Source organism: Nocardioides alkalitolerans DSM 16699 (assembly GCF_000426525.1).
Taxonomy (GTDB): domain Bacteria; phylum Actinomycetota; class Actinomycetes; order Propionibacteriales; family Nocardioidaceae; genus Nocardioides; species Nocardioides alkalitolerans.
Window position 1 is genome coordinate 462,190 of sequence record NZ_AUFN01000011.1, and the last position, 15,187, is coordinate 477,376.

Annotated in this window: 12 protein-coding genes and 2 riboswitches; of the genes, 5 read left to right on the plus strand and 7 right to left on the minus strand. The window is 74.4% G+C overall.

Annotated features, from left to right (window positions below; genetic code table 11):
* Window positions 1–86: 86 nt before the first annotated feature.
* The 3 genes from K329_RS0108880 to bluB all read right to left on the minus strand — a co-directional run bounded on the left by K329_RS0108880 (window position 87) and on the right by bluB (window position 3,914).
* Entirely contained in the window at window positions 87–1,622 is a 1,536-nt protein-coding gene (locus K329_RS0108880; RefSeq protein ID WP_028472750.1) for a precorrin-2 C(20)-methyltransferase, read from the minus strand.
* Window positions 1,619–3,160 (minus strand): precorrin-8X methylmutase, encoded by a 1,542-nt coding sequence (locus tag K329_RS32080; RefSeq protein WP_211225784.1) that lies wholly within the window; start codon window positions 3,158–3,160, stop codon window positions 1,619–1,621. Before K329_RS32080 ends, K329_RS0108880 begins: the two co-directional genes overlap by 4 nt.
* Before the next feature lie 64 nt (window positions 3,161–3,224).
* Complete coding sequence (gene bluB, locus K329_RS25740) at window positions 3,225–3,914, minus strand: 5,6-dimethylbenzimidazole synthase (RefSeq protein WP_052336582.1); 690 nt, start codon at window positions 3,912–3,914, stop codon at window positions 3,225–3,227.
* 40 nt (window positions 3,915–3,954) lie between these two features.
* A riboswitch (cobalamin riboswitch) is annotated at window positions 3,955–4,136 on the plus strand.
* A 60-nt stretch (window positions 4,137–4,196) separates the two neighbouring features.
* Between bluB and K329_RS0108900 the strand changes: the two genes are divergently transcribed.
* Window positions 4,197–4,988: a (2Fe-2S) ferredoxin domain-containing protein gene (locus K329_RS0108900; protein WP_157571637.1), complete on the plus strand. Its 792-nt coding sequence runs from the start codon at window positions 4,197–4,199 to the stop codon at window positions 4,986–4,988.
* Here the strand turns inward: K329_RS0108900 and K329_RS0108905 are convergent.
* Window positions 4,985–6,307 (minus strand): ATP-dependent 6-phosphofructokinase, encoded by a 1,323-nt coding sequence (locus K329_RS0108905; RefSeq protein ID WP_028472753.1) that lies wholly within the window; start codon window positions 6,305–6,307, stop codon window positions 4,985–4,987. The genes K329_RS0108900 and K329_RS0108905 overlap by 4 nt on opposite strands.
* A gap of 72 nt (window positions 6,308–6,379) precedes the next feature.
* Window positions 6,380–6,461: riboswitch (cobalamin riboswitch) on the plus strand.
* A gap of 52 nt (window positions 6,462–6,513) precedes the next feature.
* Between K329_RS0108905 and cobN the strand changes: the two genes are divergently transcribed.
* Window positions 6,514–10,224, plus strand: coding sequence for a cobaltochelatase subunit CobN (cobN, locus tag K329_RS0108910; RefSeq protein WP_084541129.1), 3,711 nt, complete (start codon window positions 6,514–6,516; stop codon window positions 10,222–10,224).
* Window positions 10,221–10,973: a precorrin-6A synthase (deacetylating) gene (gene cobF / locus K329_RS0108915; RefSeq protein WP_028472755.1), complete on the plus strand. Its 753-nt coding sequence runs from the start codon at window positions 10,221–10,223 to the stop codon at window positions 10,971–10,973. Before cobN ends, cobF begins: the two co-directional genes overlap by 4 nt.
* Here cobF and K329_RS0108920 read toward each other — a convergent pair.
* The 3 genes from K329_RS0108920 to K329_RS25750 are packed head-to-tail and all read right to left on the minus strand — an operon-like array spanning window position 10,952 to window position 13,931.
* Window positions 10,952–11,521 carry a P-loop NTPase family protein gene (locus K329_RS0108920; protein WP_052336584.1) on the minus strand — a complete coding sequence of 190 codons (570 nt, stop codon included), beginning with the start codon at window positions 11,519–11,521 and terminating at the stop codon, window positions 10,952–10,954. The genes cobF and K329_RS0108920 overlap by 22 nt on opposite strands.
* Entirely contained in the window at window positions 11,512–11,688 is a 177-nt protein-coding gene (locus K329_RS30800) for a CstA-like transporter-associated (seleno)protein (RefSeq protein ID WP_157571638.1), read from the minus strand. Before K329_RS30800 ends, K329_RS0108920 begins: the two co-directional genes overlap by 10 nt.
* On the minus strand, window positions 11,685–13,931 hold the full coding sequence (locus K329_RS25750; RefSeq protein WP_245596492.1) for a carbon starvation CstA family protein: 2,247 nt from the start codon (window positions 13,929–13,931) through the stop codon (window positions 11,685–11,687). Before K329_RS25750 ends, K329_RS30800 begins: the two co-directional genes overlap by 4 nt.
* A 94-nt stretch (window positions 13,932–14,025) precedes the next feature.
* Between K329_RS25750 and K329_RS25755 the strand changes: the two genes are divergently transcribed.
* Together K329_RS25755 and K329_RS0108940 are read left to right on the plus strand one after the other, a co-directional pair.
* Complete coding sequence (locus K329_RS25755) at window positions 14,026–14,697, plus strand: HAD family hydrolase (protein ID WP_245596493.1); 672 nt, start codon at window positions 14,026–14,028, stop codon at window positions 14,695–14,697.
* 89 nt (window positions 14,698–14,786) lie between these two features.
* Window positions 14,787–15,185: a cold-shock protein gene (locus K329_RS0108940; protein WP_028472757.1), complete on the plus strand. Its 399-nt coding sequence runs from the start codon at window positions 14,787–14,789 to the stop codon at window positions 15,183–15,185.
* Window positions 15,186–15,187 lie beyond the last annotated feature (2 nt).

Below are 15,187 nucleotides of genomic sequence, written 5' to 3' on the forward strand. Positions count from 1 at the left end.
ACGGAAATCGCACAACACCCCGCAGATGGCCCGGAACCGGTCAGATGGCGGGGTGTTGTGCGACACTCGTGCGCCGTCCGCCGCCCTCAGGCCTCCGGCACGCTCCGCGGCGTCCAGACGTGGCCGTGGTCGACGCGGGTGGTCGAGGCGCCGACGAGCACGAGGCACTTCATGTCGACCGTCTCCGGGTCGAGCTCGCCGAGCGTCGTGACGCGCAGGGTCTCCTCGGCGCGGCCGACGTCGCGCCCGACGACCACCACGGTCGCCGCGTCCTTGAGCTCGGCCAGCACCTTCAGTGCCTCGCCGAGCTGGTCGGGGCGGCTCGCCGAGCGCGGGTTGTAGAGCGCGAGCACGAGGTCGGCCTCGGCGACGGCCCGCAGGCGACGCTCGATCACCGACCACGGCTTGAGGCGGTCCGAGAGGCTCATCACCGCGAAGTCGCCGCCGATCGGGGCCCCGGCGCGGGCCGCCACGGCCTGCACCGCGCTGACGCCGGGCACGACCCGCACGGGCACCCCGGCGTACGCCGCGTCCTCGCCGACCGCCCGCTCCTGGGCCTCGAAGACGGCGGTCGCCATGCCGAACACGCCCGCGTCGCCGCCCGAGACGACGGCGACGCGCTCGCCGCCGAGCGCCAGGTCGAGCGCCAGCCGTGCGCGGTCGACCTCGACGGTGTTGCCGCTCGCGTGCCGGGTGAGGCCCTCGCGGTGCGGCACCCGCTTCACGTACGGCGCGTAGCCCACCACGTGGTCGACCTCGGCGAGCACCGCGGAGGCCTCGGGCGTGAGCCACTGCTCGGGACCCGGGCCGAGCCCGACGACGGCGAGCTCGGCGGCGACCGCCGCCCGCGCGGGCACCGCGGCCGGGGCCGGGGCACCGGTGGCGTCCCGTCGACCGGTCGAGTGCACGGAGTCGCCGGCCACCACGATGAGCGAGAAGTACGGCACGCTCGTCGGGTCGACGTCGGCGACGCGCAGGTGCCGCTCCTCCGCCATCGAGGCCCGCTCGACGTACACGGCGTGCTCGAGGCGGCCCGCCGCGGCGAGCGCCCGCCGCACGGCGGGGAAGCGGCGGCCGAGCTTCATGATGATGGCGCCGTCGGTGTCGGCGAGGCGGCGGGCGAGCTCCGTCTCGGGCAGCGTGCCCGGGAGGATCGTCAGCACGTCCGTCTGGCGCACGAGCGGCGAGGCGACCGTGGCCGTGGCGGCCGCGAACGCGGGCACGCCGGGCACGACCTCGGTGGTGAAGCGCTCGGCGAGGGCGTCGTGCATGTACATGTACGAGCCGTAGAACATCGGGTCGCCCTCGGCGAGCAGCACCACGTCGCGACCGGCCTCGAGGTGGGCCGCCAGGCGCGCGGCGGACTCCAGGTAGAAGTCGGCCATCGCACCGGCGTAGCCGCCCGGGTGGTCCGTCCCGCCGGTGGTGACGGGGTAGACGAGCTCCTCCTCCACGGCCGTGGCGGGGATGAGGTCGGCGGCGATGCGGCGGGCGTTCGAGCGCTTGCCGCGGCCGGCGTGGTAGGCGACCACGTCGGCCGCCTCGATGAGGCGCGCGGCCTTGAGCGTGACGAGGCCGGGGTCGCCCGGTCCGACGCCGACGCCCCAGAACCGGCCGCTCACTCCCGCTCCTGGGCCAGCGCGTTGATCGCCGACGCGGTCATGGCGGAGCCGCCGCGGCGGCCGTGCACCGTGAGGAACGGGATGCCGGCCTCCTCGGCGTACGCCGCCAGAGCCTCCTTCGACTCGGCCGCGCCGATGAAGCCGACGGGGCACCCGACGATCGCCGCGGGCGGCTCGGCACCGTCGGCGAGCATCTCGAGCAGGTGGAAGAGCGCGGTGGGGGCGTTGCCGATCGCGACCACGGAGCCGCCGATGCGGTCGGCGAGCAGCGACAGCGCGGCTGCGGAGCGGGTCGTGCCCCAGGCCTTCGCGAGCGGCGGCACGCGGGGGTCGCGCAGCGCGCAGAGCACGTCGTTGGCGGCGGGCAGGCGCGCGCGGGTCACGCCCGAGGCCACCATGTGCGCGTCGGTGATGATCGGGGCGCCCGCACGCAGGGCCGCCCGGGCGGCGCCCACGAGGTCGGGGTGCACCACGACGTCGGCGGCCAGGTCGACCTGGCCGGTGCCGTGGACCATGCGCACGACGACCTTCTCGGCGTCGGCCGGCAGGTGCCCGAGACCGCCCGCGGCGTGCAGCTCGGAGCGGATCGTCGCGAACGAGTCGACGTAGATCGCCGGGCCGTCGTCGACGTAGTCGTAGCGCGGCGTCGGTCGACGCAGCACCTCCGGCAGGAGCAGGGAGCGCCAGGGCGTCACGACCACGGGGGCGTGCTCGTCGAGCCCGCCGAGCAGGTCGTTCAGGAGCGCGGGCGTGAGCACCCCGTCGGGCACCGGCACGTGCCGCGTGGGCGCCGCGGCGCCGGGCACCACGCCGTACGGCGCGGGAGCGCTCGGGGCCGGCACGTGGCGGTCGGGCTCGAGGCTGGGCAGGGGGAGCGGCTCGGAGAGCTCGTCGACGTGCCAGGGCGCGTCGGGACCGTCGGGCCGCACGTCGAGGAACGCGTGGGCGGCCGACAGCATCGCCGGCACCGCCTCGTCGAGCGGGACGACCGCGCCCCACCACGCCGTGCCCCAGCGCACCTGGGCCAGGCCGCCGGGGAGCGCCACGAGACCGACGTCGACGGAGCGGTCGACGAGGTCGCCGCGGCCGTCGTCGAGCACGAAGAGGAACCGGGCGGAGAGGTCGGCGAGGGCGGGGTCGGCGCAGATCGCGGCGTCGAGCTCGGCCGCGACGGGCTGCAGGTCGGCCTCGCCGCCGGCGATCCCGCTGAGCGGCGAGACCATCACGTTGCGCACCAGCTCGTGGCGGCGCGAGGGCAGCAGACCGGTGGCCTCGACGGCGTCGACCACGTCGGCCCTCAGGGCGCCGTCGACGAGCGGGAGGGCGCGCAGCTGCAGGTTGGCGCGGCGGGTGAGATGCACGTCCCCGTCGCCGTCCGACGCCGCCACCGCGGCCAGGGCGCGCAGCGTGCCCGCCGTCGTGCGTCCACCGATGAGCCGCAGCCGCACGAGACCGCCGTCGTCCGCCGGCCACGGCCGGGAGACCCCGGGACAGAGGTCGCGGCGGCTGCGGGTGGTCGGGCTCGACAGGGGCGTCACGGTGAGGGGACCTCCGAGGTCGGGAGCGGTGCACCGACCTTCGCAGGTGACGGGCCGCGGCAGCCTACCAACGGTTCTCCGAGACGAACTCCGCCAGTGGCCGCGCGCTCGTCCAGCCGTCGAGCTCGAGGCCCGGGCGGTCCGGGAAGACGGGCACCGGGCCCAGGCAGAGCACGGCGACGGGCTCCGCGCCGTCCGGCATCCCCAGCAGCGCCGCCAGCGCCGCGGGGTCGAACAACGAGACCCAGCCCATCCCGAGACCCTCGGCGCGAGCCGCCAGCCAGAGGTTCTCCAGGGCGCAGGAGACCGAGGCGAGGTCCATGTGGGGCATGGTGCGGCGACCGAACACGTGCGCCTCCCGGCCCTCACGCAGGGCCACCACGAACAGCTCCGCGCAGGTCAGCACGCCCTCGACCTTGAGGCGCAGGAACTCCGCGGCCCGGTCGTCGAGGGCCTCGGCGGTGGCGTGCCGCTCGGCGTCGACGAGGGCGTGGATCCCGCGTCGCAGGCCCGGGTCGGTGACCCGCACGAACCGCCAGGGCTGCATGAGCCCCACGCTCGGGCCGGCGTGCGCCGCGGCCAGCAGCCGGGCGAGCACGGGCTCGGCGACCACGGCGTCCGGCACGAAGCGCCGCAGGTCCCGGCGGGCCCCGATCACGCGGTAGACAGCCGCGCGCTCCGCCTCGCTGAAGGCGTGGACGGGGTCGCCGGGCGGGGGCGCGGACGGGTCGTGGGGGACGGGCGGCGCGGTCACGGGGCCCGAGGGTACGGCGCCGAGGCCCGGGCCGGCGGCCTGCTACCTTGCGCTCGCCAGTCGACTCAGAGCTTGAGCCAGGGAACCCGGTGCGAATCCGGGACTGACGCGCAGCGGTGAGGGTGACGGGCGGCGCTCGACGCCACTGGGCCGACCGGCCTGGGAAGGTGCGCCGTCCGGACGATCCCGAGTCCGAAGACCTGCTGGCCGCCGTCCCTCCGGGGCGACGTCACCTGTCCAGCCGGCTCCGCGCACCGAGCCCCGGAACGAGAAGAGCCTCCGATGGCCCTGCCCCCGACCGCACCCGTGGACCCCGTCCCGACCCCGGCGGCCTCCACGACGTACCTGCTCGTCGGCATGTCGCTGCGCGAGCACGCCGAGCGCGAGCGCCTCGACGCCGCAGCGGCGACGCTGCACGTGCCCCGCGACCCGGACGCCACCGCCGGGGTCGCCTTCCTCCAGGTCGGCGACCCGTCCCTGGCCGCGGCGCTCACCGACCTGGCCGACGCGGGGGTCGAGCGCGTCGTGCTGCTGGGGGTCTCCCTGGGGACCCTCGCGCCGGCGAACTCCTGGCTGCGGCGCGTGGCCGGCCACTGGTGGCGCGAGCGCGGCGAGCCCGGGCCCGACGGGGTCGTGCCGCACCGCCCCGTCGTCGAGGTCGCGACCGCGATGATGCGCCACGAGTCCGACCTCGAGCTCGGCGTGCTCGACGTCGCCCGGGCCATCCACGGCCGCGAGGCGCCGCTGCACTCCGACGCCTGGGAGACCGTGCCGGCCCACCGTCACCAGGTGCTCGTCTGCCGGGGTCCGCGCTGCAGCGCCCGTGGCGGTGACAAGGTGGCCGAGGCGCTGGCGACGCGCCTGCGCGACGAGGGCCTCGGCGACGACGACGTGCTCGTCACCCAGACCGCGTGCCAGTTCCCCTGCAACCAGGCGCCCGTCGTCACCGTCCAGCCCGACGACGTCTGGTACGGCGCGCTCGGCCCCGACGACGTGCCCGAGCTCGTCGCGGAGCACCTCGTGGCCGGGCGCCCGCTGGAGCGCCTGCGGCTCGTGCGGCGCTCGGCCCGCTAGACCATCTCGCGCGGCTGGGCCGTGGACTCGAGCACGCTCAGCCACAGGTCGCCGTCGGGGGAGACGTTGTGCGCGCGCCTCGTGACGGCCGGGATGGGCACGTTCACGAACCGGTGCTTGCGGCGTCCGACCACCATGTCGGTGCGTCCCGACATCGCCGCGTGCACGGCGGTCTGCGCCAGGCGCGCGCAGTAGACGGCGTCGGCCGGGTCGGCGGGCACGGAGCGGATGAAGTAGCCGGGGTTGAAGTAGCGCAGCGTCGCCTCCTCGCCGTGCTCGGCGAAGTCGGCGCGGATCCGGGAGCGCAGCACGCGGCCCACGTCGCCGAGCACCGCGTTGCCGGAGGCGTCGACGGACTCCGGGTCGGCGGCCACCAGCTCCTGGCCCGCGCCCTCCGCGACCACGATGACCGCGAAGCCGCGGTCGGCGACCCGGCGCCGCACGTGCGCCAGCAGACCGTTCTCGCCCTCCAGCGCGAAGGGCACCTCGGGGATGAGCACGAAGTTCGCGGTCTGGGCGGCGAGCGCGGAGTAGCAGGCGATGAAGCCGGCGTGCCGACCCATCGTCTGCACGATGCCCACCCCGTTGAGCGCCGCCTGGGCCTCGACCTTGGCGGCGGTGATCGACTGCGCCGCGCGGGCGAACGCCGTCTGGAAGCCGAAGCTCTGGCCGATGTGGGGGATGTCGTTGTCGATGGTCTTCGGCACGCCGACCACCGCGATCTCCAGCCCGCGGCGCCGGCACTCCTCGGCGATCACGTGCGCGCCGCGCATCGAGCCGTCGCCGCCGATGACGAAGAGGATGTCGATGCCGTGGCGCACGAGCGTGTCGACCATGACCTCGGGGTCGCGACCGCCCCGCGACGAGCCGAGCACCGTGCCGCCGCGCTCGTGGATGTCGGCCACCGACTCGCGGGTGAGCGTGACCGGCTCCGCGCCGCTGGCGGGGTCGAGCCCGGCGTACCCGTTGCGGAAGCCGAGCACGTCGGTCACGCCGTAGTGGTCCTCGAGGGCGCGCACCAGCGAGCGGATGACGTTGTTGAGCCCGGGGCAGAGCCCGCCGCAGGTGACGATGCCCGCCTTCGTGCGCCGGGGGTCGAAGTAGATCCGGGCCCGCGGGCCGCCGGCCTCGAAGGTCGGCAGCTCCTCCCAGGGCACGCCCCGGCCCGCGATGAGGTCGAGGGTGTCGTCCATGAGGATGCGGTCGCCCTCGGCGACGTAGTACTGGTTCGTCGTCCGCCCCTCCACGTAGGAGGCGAGCGGGGAGGCGAGGGTCGGCTCGCCGAGCTTCTGGACCTGCAGGTCGGCGAGGGTCACCACGCGCCGCACGATAGCGGTGCCCGGCTCCGGAGGCATGCCCTAGGCTGCGGACCGACCTTCCGCCGACGGACCCAGGAACCCGGTGCAGCTCCGGGGCGGTTCCGCCACTGTGACCCCGACCGTCGTCCCACGACGGCCGGCCAGCCAGACACTGACCGCCGGCGGTCCTGACCTGACGGGGCGCGAACCCCGACGAGGAGCCCGCTGTGACCAGCTCTGCCGCGACCACCCCCAGCACCCCGGGTACCCCCGGCGGGACCGCCGAGACCCCGTCCGCCCCGCGGATCGCGCTGGTCTCGACCTCCGACACCGACCTGCTCTCCGCCCGGGCCAGCGGCGCGACGTACACGATCGCCAACCCCGCGCGCTCCGCCCACCAGGACATGGGGGCCGCGCTCGAGACGGCCGACCTCGTCGTCGCCCGCATCCTCGGGTCGCCGGGCGACCTCTGCTCCGGCTTCCAGCGCATCGTCGGCACCGGCGTGCCGACCGTCGTGCTGGGCGGCGAGCAGACCCCGAGCGCCGAGCTGATGGAGCTGTCGACGGTGCCCGTGGGGGTCGCGGCGGAGGCCCACCGCTACCTCGCCGAGGGCGGCCCGGACAACCTGGGCCAGCTGCACGCCTTCCTCTCCGACACCGTGCTGCTGACCGGCGAGGGCTTCGAGCCCCCGGCCGTGCTGCCGTCGTGGGGCTGGGCCGAGCGGCCCGAGGTCGAGGGCGCGACCGACGGAGGACGCGCGCGGATCGGGATCCTCTACTACCGGGCCCACCACGCCTCGGGCAACACCGACTTCGTCCACGGCCTCGCCGACGCGATCGACGCGACGGGCACCGCGGTCGGCCTGCCGATCTTCTCGTCGTCGCTGCGCTCGGCCCCCGACGCCGTGTACGACGCCCTGGGCACGCTCGACGCGCTGGTGGTCACGGTGCTCGCGGCCGGCGGCTCGACCCCGGCCGGCGCCAGCGCCGGCGGCGACGACGAGGCGTGGGACGTGGAGCGCATCGCCGCCCTCGACATCCCCGTCCTGCAGGCGCTCGCGCTCACGAGCAGCCGCGCCGAGTGGGAGGCCTCCGACGACGGCGTCTCCCCGCTCGACTCCGCCACCCAGATCGCGATCCCCGAGTTCGACGGCCGCCTCATCACGGCGCCGTTCTCCTTCAAGGAGATCGACCCCGACGGCCTCCCGCGCTACGTGCCCGACGCCGAGCGCTGCGCCCGCGTCGCGGGCATCGCGACGGCCCACGCCATGCTGCGGCGCACCGAGGCCGCCGACCGGCGCGTCGTGCTGATGCTGTCGGCGTACCCCACCAAGCACGCCCGCATCGGCAACGCGGTCGGCCTCGACACCCCGGTCTCGACGATCCACCTGCTGCGCCGCATGCGCGAGGCCGGCTACGACCTCGGCCCCGACGGCGGCGACATCACCCGCCTGCTCGACCTCGACGACGACACGGCCGCGGGCGACGCGCTCATCCACGCGCTGATCGCCGCGGGCGGCCAGGACGAGGAGTGGCTCACCAACGCCGACCTCACCGACGCCCACGTGCGCATCACGCCCGAGCAGTACGCCGCCTGGACCGCCGACCTGAGCCCGGGCCTGCGCGCCGACATGGTCGAGGCCTGGGGCGAGGGCCCCGGCACGCTGTTCGTCAACGACGACGGCGAGATCGTGCTCGCGACGCTCCGCGCCGGCAACGTCGTGCTGATGATCCAGCCGCCCCGCGGCTTCGGTGAGAACCCGGTCGCGATCTACCACGACCCCGACATGGCGCCGAGCCACCACTACCTGGCGGCCTACCGCTGGGTCGGCGGCTCGGTCGAGTCCGGCGGCTTTGGCGCCCACGCGATCGTGCACCTCGGCAAGCACGGCTCGATGGAGTGGCTGCCGGGCAAGAACGCGGCGCTCTCGGCCGACTGCGCCACCGACGCGGTGCTCGGCGACCTGCCGCTCATCTACCCGTTCCTCGTCAACGACCCGGGCGAGGGGGCGCAGGCCAAGCGCCGCGCCCACGCGACCATCGTCGACCACCTCGTGCCGCCGATGGCGCGCGCCGAGACGTACGGCGACATCGCCCGCCTCGAGCAGCTGCTCGACGAGTACGGCAACATCGCCGCGATGGACCCGGCCAAGCTGCCGGCCATCCGCGGCGAGATCTGGACCCTCATGCAGTCGGCGCAGATGCACCGCGACCTCGGCATGGAGGAGCGTCCGGAGGACGACGACTTCGACGACTTCATCCTCCACGTCGACGGCTGGCTCTGCGAGATCAAGGACGCCCAGATCCGCGACGGCCTCCACGTGCTCGGCGCCGCACCGACGGGGGAGGCCCGGGTCAACCTGGTGCTCGCCATCCTGCGCGCCAGCCAGGTGTGGGGCGGCACGGCGGGCGCCGTACCGGGCCTGCGGGCCGCGCTCGGCCTGCCCACCGGGGCGGGCAAGGAGCCCAGCACCGCCGAGGTCGACGCCGTCGAGAAGCGGGCGCGCGCGCTCGTGCTGGCGATGGAGGAGGCGTCCTGGGTGCCGACCGCCGTCGCCGACGTGGTCGCGCGCCTGGAGGGTGACGCCGACCCGGCCGTCGCCCAGGTGCTCACGTTCGCCGCGACCGAGGTCGTGCCGCGTCTCGACGCCACCACCGACGAGCTCACGGCCGTGCTGCACGCGCTCGAGGGCGGGTTCATCCCGGCCGGGCCGTCGGGCTCCCCGCTGCGCGGGCTCGTCAACGTGCTGCCGACGGGCCGCAACTTCTACACCGTCGACCCCCGCGCCGTGCCGTCGCGCCTGGCGTGGCAGACCGGCCAGGCGATGGCCACCTCCCTGCTGGAGCGCCACCGCGCCGACACCGGCGAGTGGCCGCGCTCGGTCGGGCTGTCGGCCTGGGGCACGTCCGCGATGCGCACCTCGGGCGACGACGTCGCCGAGGTGCTCGCCCTCATCGGCGTGCGGCCCACGTGGGACGAGGCGTCCCGCCGGGTCAACGGCCTCGAGCCGGTGCCGCTCGACGAGCTGGGCCGTCCCCGCATCGACGTGACGCTGCGCATCTCGGGCTTCTTCCGCGACGCGTTCCCGCACGTCGTCGAGATGCTCGACGACGCCATCCGGATGGCGGCCGACCTCGACGAGCCCGACGACGTCAACTTCGTGCGCGCCCACACCCAGGCCGACCTCGCCGACCACGGCGACGAGCGTCGCGCCACCACGCGCATCTTCGGCTCCGCGCCGGGGGCGTACGGCGCGGGCGTGCTCCAGGCGGTCGAGTCGGGCAGCTGGCGCACCGACGCCGACCTGGCCGAGGTCTACACGGCCTGGGGCGGCTTCGCCTACGGCCGCGACCTCGCCGGCCGCCCGGCCGACGACGACATGCGCGCCAACTACCGACGCATCGCGGTCGCGGCGAAGAACATCGACACCCGCGAGCACGACATCGCCGACTCGGCCGACTACTTCGAGTACCACGGGGGCATGGTCGCGACCGTCCGCGCGCTCACCGGGGTCGCGCCGCGGGCGTACGTCGGCGACTCGACCTCCCCGGACGCCGTGCGCACCCGCACGCTGGGCGAGGAGACGGCCCGCGTCTTCCGCGCCCGCGTCGTGAACCCGCGCTGGATCTCGGCGATGCAGCGCCACGGCTACAAGGGCGCGTTCGAGCTGGCCGCCACCGTCGACTACCTCTTCGGCTTCGACGCCACCGCCGGTGTGGTCGAGGACCACATGTACGACGCGCTCGCCAAGGCCTACGTGCTCGACGAGAGCGTGCAGGCGTTCCTGCGCCAGTCGAACCCGTGGGCGCTGCGCGGCATGGTCGAGCGGCTCTCCGAGGCGGCCGACCGCGGGCTCTGGGCCGAGCCCGACCCGGCCGTCATCGCCGCGATGCAGCAGGTCTACCTCGAGGTCGAGGGCGAGATCGAGGACCGGTGACCCGCAGGCTCCACGTCGTCGGCATCGGGTGCGGCGACCCCGCCCAGCTGACGCTCGAGGCGGTGGCGGCGCTGCGCGGGGCGTCGTACGCGCTGGTGCCGCGCAAGCGGGCCGACGACCCGCTCGTCGCCGTACGACGCGCGGTCCTGGCCGCCCACGCGTCCGACCTGCCGCTCGTCGAAGTCGACGACCCCGTGCGCGACCGCTCGGCGCGGGTCGCCGGCGACACGGCGGCCTACGAGCAGGCGGTGGCCGACTGGCACGCGGCGCGGGCGGCGGCGTACGAGACCGTGCTGGAGGAGCGCGACGGCGACGTCGCGTTCCTCGTCTGGGGCGACCCGGCGTTCTACGACTCGACGCTGCGCATCGTCGACGCGGTGCTGGCCCGGGGGAGGGTGGTCGCGGACGTGCGCGTCGTGCCCGGGATCTCCAGCCTGCAGCTGCTCGCCGCGGCCCACCGGATCGTGCTCCACGAGGTCGGCCAGGCCATCACGGTGACGACCGGGCGCCGGCTCCGGGAGGCCGTCGCCGCCGGCGCCGACAACCTGCTCGTCATGCTCAACGCCGACCTCCCGCTCGACGGGCTCGACGACTGGACGATCTGGTGGGGCGCCAACCTGGGCGCCCCCACGCAGCGGCTCGTCGCGGGACGCGTCGGCGACGTGGTCGACGAGCTGCGCGCCGCCCGGACGGCGGTCCAGGAGGCCGCCGGTTGGGTCATGGACTGCTACCTGCTGCGTCGGTCCTGAGCCGGCAGCGCCGCCAGCCAGCGCCGTACGGCGCCCCGCGAGCGCAGCCGCACCACCACCAGGTCGGGGTGCGCCCGGGCGGCCTCGGCGACGGCGCCGTCGCGATACTTGTGACGCGTGCGCCAGGCCCACCGCACGATGTGGTCGGGCTCGGTGACGAAGGTGCGCAGGGGCGGCTCCTGGTTGCCGTTCCACAGCTCCTCACGCCGTGCCCGGCGTCGCAGCGTGCGCCGCACGACCCGGGTCATCGTGACGGGGGTCGGGAGGTCGATCCAGACCAGCAGCTCGGCGCGGGCGGCGATCAGCGGCCGGGCCGCGGCGTACTGCCACTCCATGACCCACGCCTCACCGGCGACCGTGCGGCGCACGTCGTCGAGGAACTCCGGGCGCGGCGTCCACCCCGGACCGTGGTGCAGGCCGTCGGTCTCGACGTGGGGCACGCCGAGCCGGGCGGCGACCGCCCGGCTCAGCGTGGTCTTCCCGACGCCGCTGACGCCCGCGACGGCGACCCGTCGCGGTGCGCGGCCCGACGGCACGCTCAGCAGCACCGGCCCTGTGTGGAGTGCTCCCGCAGGTGGTCGCGGTGGCGCTCGTACTCGCGGCGCGTCATCGGGACCATCCCGACCCGCTCGCAGTCGGCGAGGTAGGCGTCCCAGCGACCCTCGCCGCTCCACTCCCGCAGGTACCAGCGGATCCCGGCGAGCGCGCGCCTCATCGACCGCTCCCGACCGACTCCTTGCGCTCCGCCTCCCACGCGGCGACCGCGGCCTTCTCCTCCGCGGTGGCGAAGAAGTCGGACGGGGCGACGAGCGTCGACTCGACCTTCGGCACCTCGGTGGTGGGCAGCGAGCCGGCCCGGACGGCCCGGACCCAGATCACCGCGGCGTTCGCGACGATGATGATCGTCAGCACCGCGAACGTCGCCTGGAGGACGCCGTTGGTCGTCGAGTTGGTGATGACGGTGCCCATCTGGTCGGCGTCGGCCGCCGGGGCGAGCACCTCGCCGGCCTCGCGGGCCGTGCGGTAGCGGTCGGCCTGGGCGAAGTAGCCGATGGCCGGGTTGTCCGAGAAGACCTTCTGCCAGCTCGCCGTCATCGTCACGACGAGGTCGAAGCCCAGCGGGATCGCCGGCACCCAGACGTACCTGAGCCAGCCGTGCTTGAGGAACAGCGTCACGCAGACGGTGAGCGCGATGGCCGCGAGCAGCTGGTTCGCGATGCCGAACAGCGGGAACAGCTGGTTGATGCCGCCCAGCGGGTCGGTCACCCCGACGTACAGCATGTAGCCCCAGCACGCGACGACCAGCGCCGACGAGATCCACGCGGCCGGCTTCCACGACGTGTCGCCGAACTTGGGCCACACGTTGCCGATGGTGTCCTGCAGCATGAAGCGGCCCACGCGGGTGCCGGCGTCGACGGCGGTGAGGATGAAGAGCGCCTCGAACATGATCGCGAAGTGGTACCAGAACGCGGCCAGGCCGCCGCCGAAGGCCTCGTCGAAGATCTGCGAGATGCCGAAGGCCAGGGTGGGGGCGCCACCGGTGCGGGAGATCAGCTCCTCCTCGACGGAGGCCGCCGCGGCCGTGAGCTGGTCGGGGGTGATCGAGAACCCGAGCGTGCCGACGAACTGCGACGCCGACTCGGCCGTGCCGCCGGTGAGGCCGGCGGGGGAGTTCATCGCGAAGTAGAGGCCCTGGTCGATGACGCAGGCCGCGATGAGGGCGGAGATGGCGACGAACGACTCCATCAGCATGCCGCCGTAGCCGATCATCCGGACCTGGCCCTCCTTGGCCACCATCTTCGGCGTGGTGCCCGAGGAGATGAGGGCGTGGAAGCCCGAGAGCGCGCCGCAGGCGATCGTGATGAAGACGAACGGGAAGAGCTTGCCGGCGAAGACCGGACCGTCACCGTCGGTCGCGAACGACGTGACGGCCTCGTTGGAGAGCACCGGGCGGGCGAGCAGCATGCCCACCGCGAGCAGCACGATGACGCCGACCTTCATGAAGGTGGAGAGGTAGTCGCGCGGGGTGAGGAGCATCCACACGGGGAGGATCGAGGCCACGAAGCCGTAGCCGACGAGCATCAGCGTGAGCGTCTCCTTGTCGAGCGTCAGCGCCTCGGCGAGGCCCCAGGACTCGACGTAGCCGCCGCCGATGATGGCGAGCAGCAGGAGCACGACGCCGATGGCGGTCGTCTCGAGCACACGACCGGGCCGGAAGAAGCGCAGGTAGAAGCCCATGAAGAGCGCGATCGGGATCGTCAGGCCGATCGAGAAGACGCCCCACGGCGACTCGGCGAGGGCGTTGACGACCACCAGCGAGAGCACCGCCAGGATGATGATCATGATCGCGAAGACGGCGATGAGCGCGGCGATGCCGCCGACCACGCCGATCTCCTCGCGCACCATCTGGCCGAGGCTCTTGCCGTCGCGGCGCATGGAGAAGAAGAGCACCACCATGTCCTGCACGGCGCCGGCCAGGATGACGCCGACGATGATCCAGATCGTGCCGGGCAGGTAGCCCATCTGCGCGGCGAGCACGGGGCCCACGAGCGGCCCGGCGCCGGCGATGGCGGCGAAGTGGTGGCCGAACAGCACCCGGCGGTCGGTGACCTCGTAGTCGTTGCCGTTCTCGAGGCGCTCGGCCGGGGTGGCGCGGGTGTTGTCGAGCTTCAGCACCTTGGTCGCGATGAACCGCGAGTAGAAGCGGTAGGCGATGAGGTACGACGACAGGGCCGCGAAGAGGATCCAGAGGGCCGACACCGACTCGCCGCGCGACAGGGCGAGCACGCTCCAGCAGACGGCGCCAACGACGGCGACGCCGACCCAGAGGGCGATGGAGGCGGGGGAGCGGCGGGTCTTCCCGCCGTCGGCGGGGCCGCCGGCGGGAGAGGGGGGCGTGGGGGATGTCGTGGTCGACAACGGGTGCTCCCGAGGAGTGAGGAATGTGACCTGGGTCACGCTATACCTCTGCGCCGGGAGAACAGTACCGGTGCGGGAGCGACGTCCGTCACGCGTCCCAGGACCGGTCGTCGGCCCTGCCTAGGGTGGAGGCGTGACCTCCCCGGACCGGCCGCTCGTCGTGGGCTTCGACCTCGACATGACCCTCATCGACACCCGCCCCGGGTTCGCCGACACCCTGCGCGCCCTCGGCGACGAGCTGGGCGTCGACCTGCCGGTGGAGCAGATGACGGAGCGGCTCGGCCCACCCCTCGACGTCCTGCTCGCCCCGCACCTCCCGGCGGAGCTCGTGGCCCCGGCCGGCGACCGGTTCCGGGCGCTGTACCCCGACCTCGCCGTCGCGGGCGTCCCGGTGCTGCCGGGCGCCCACGAGGCGCTCGCCGCCGTCCGGCGCCACGGCGGCCGGATCCTCGTCGTCACCGGCAAGTACGCCCCGAACGCGCAGCGCCACCTCGACCACCTCGGGCTCGACGTCGACCACCTCGAGGGCTGGGTGTGGGGAGCGCTCAAGGCGCAGCCGCTGCGCGACGAGGGCGCAGCCGTCTACGTCGGCGACCACGTGCACGACGTCGAGGGCGCCCGCGCGGCCGGGGTCGTGAGCGTCTCGGTGCTCACGGGCGGGTGCGAGGAGGCTGAGCTGCGCGAGGCCGGCACCGACGTGGTGCTGCCCGACCTCCGCGGCTTCCCGGACTGGCTCGACGCGTTCGTGGCCGACCCCGCCGGCCGCACGGAAAGTGGTGCGCGCGTCGTTCCGGCCGACGGATAGGCTGGGCGGAGGCCGGGCACCTGCCCGGCTGTTTGCGTGCTGCGGGGGCCTCGGCCGCCGCGTGAGTCCGACCGAGAGAGGTGTGACCCGTGCCGACTGGCAAGGTGAAGTGGTACGACGCGGACAAGGGCTTCGGCTTCCTGTCCTCCGACGCGGGCCCCGACGTGTACGTCCGGGCCGACGCGCTGCCGAACGGCACGTCGACCCTCAAGGCCGGCACGCGTGTCGAGTTCGGGATCGCCCAGGGCCGCAAGGGCGACCAGGCGCTGCAGGTGAAGCTCCTCGACGCCCCCGCCTCGGTCTCGCGCAACCAGTCGCGGGCCCAGCGCAAGACGCCCGAGGAGATGACCTCCATCGTCGAGGACCTCATCCGGCTCCTCGACGGCGTGGGGGAGGGCTACCGCCACGGTCGCCACCCCGACCCGCGCACGGCGAAGCCCGTCGCCAAGCTGCTGCGGGCGCTCGCCGACGAGCTCGAGCTGAACTGACG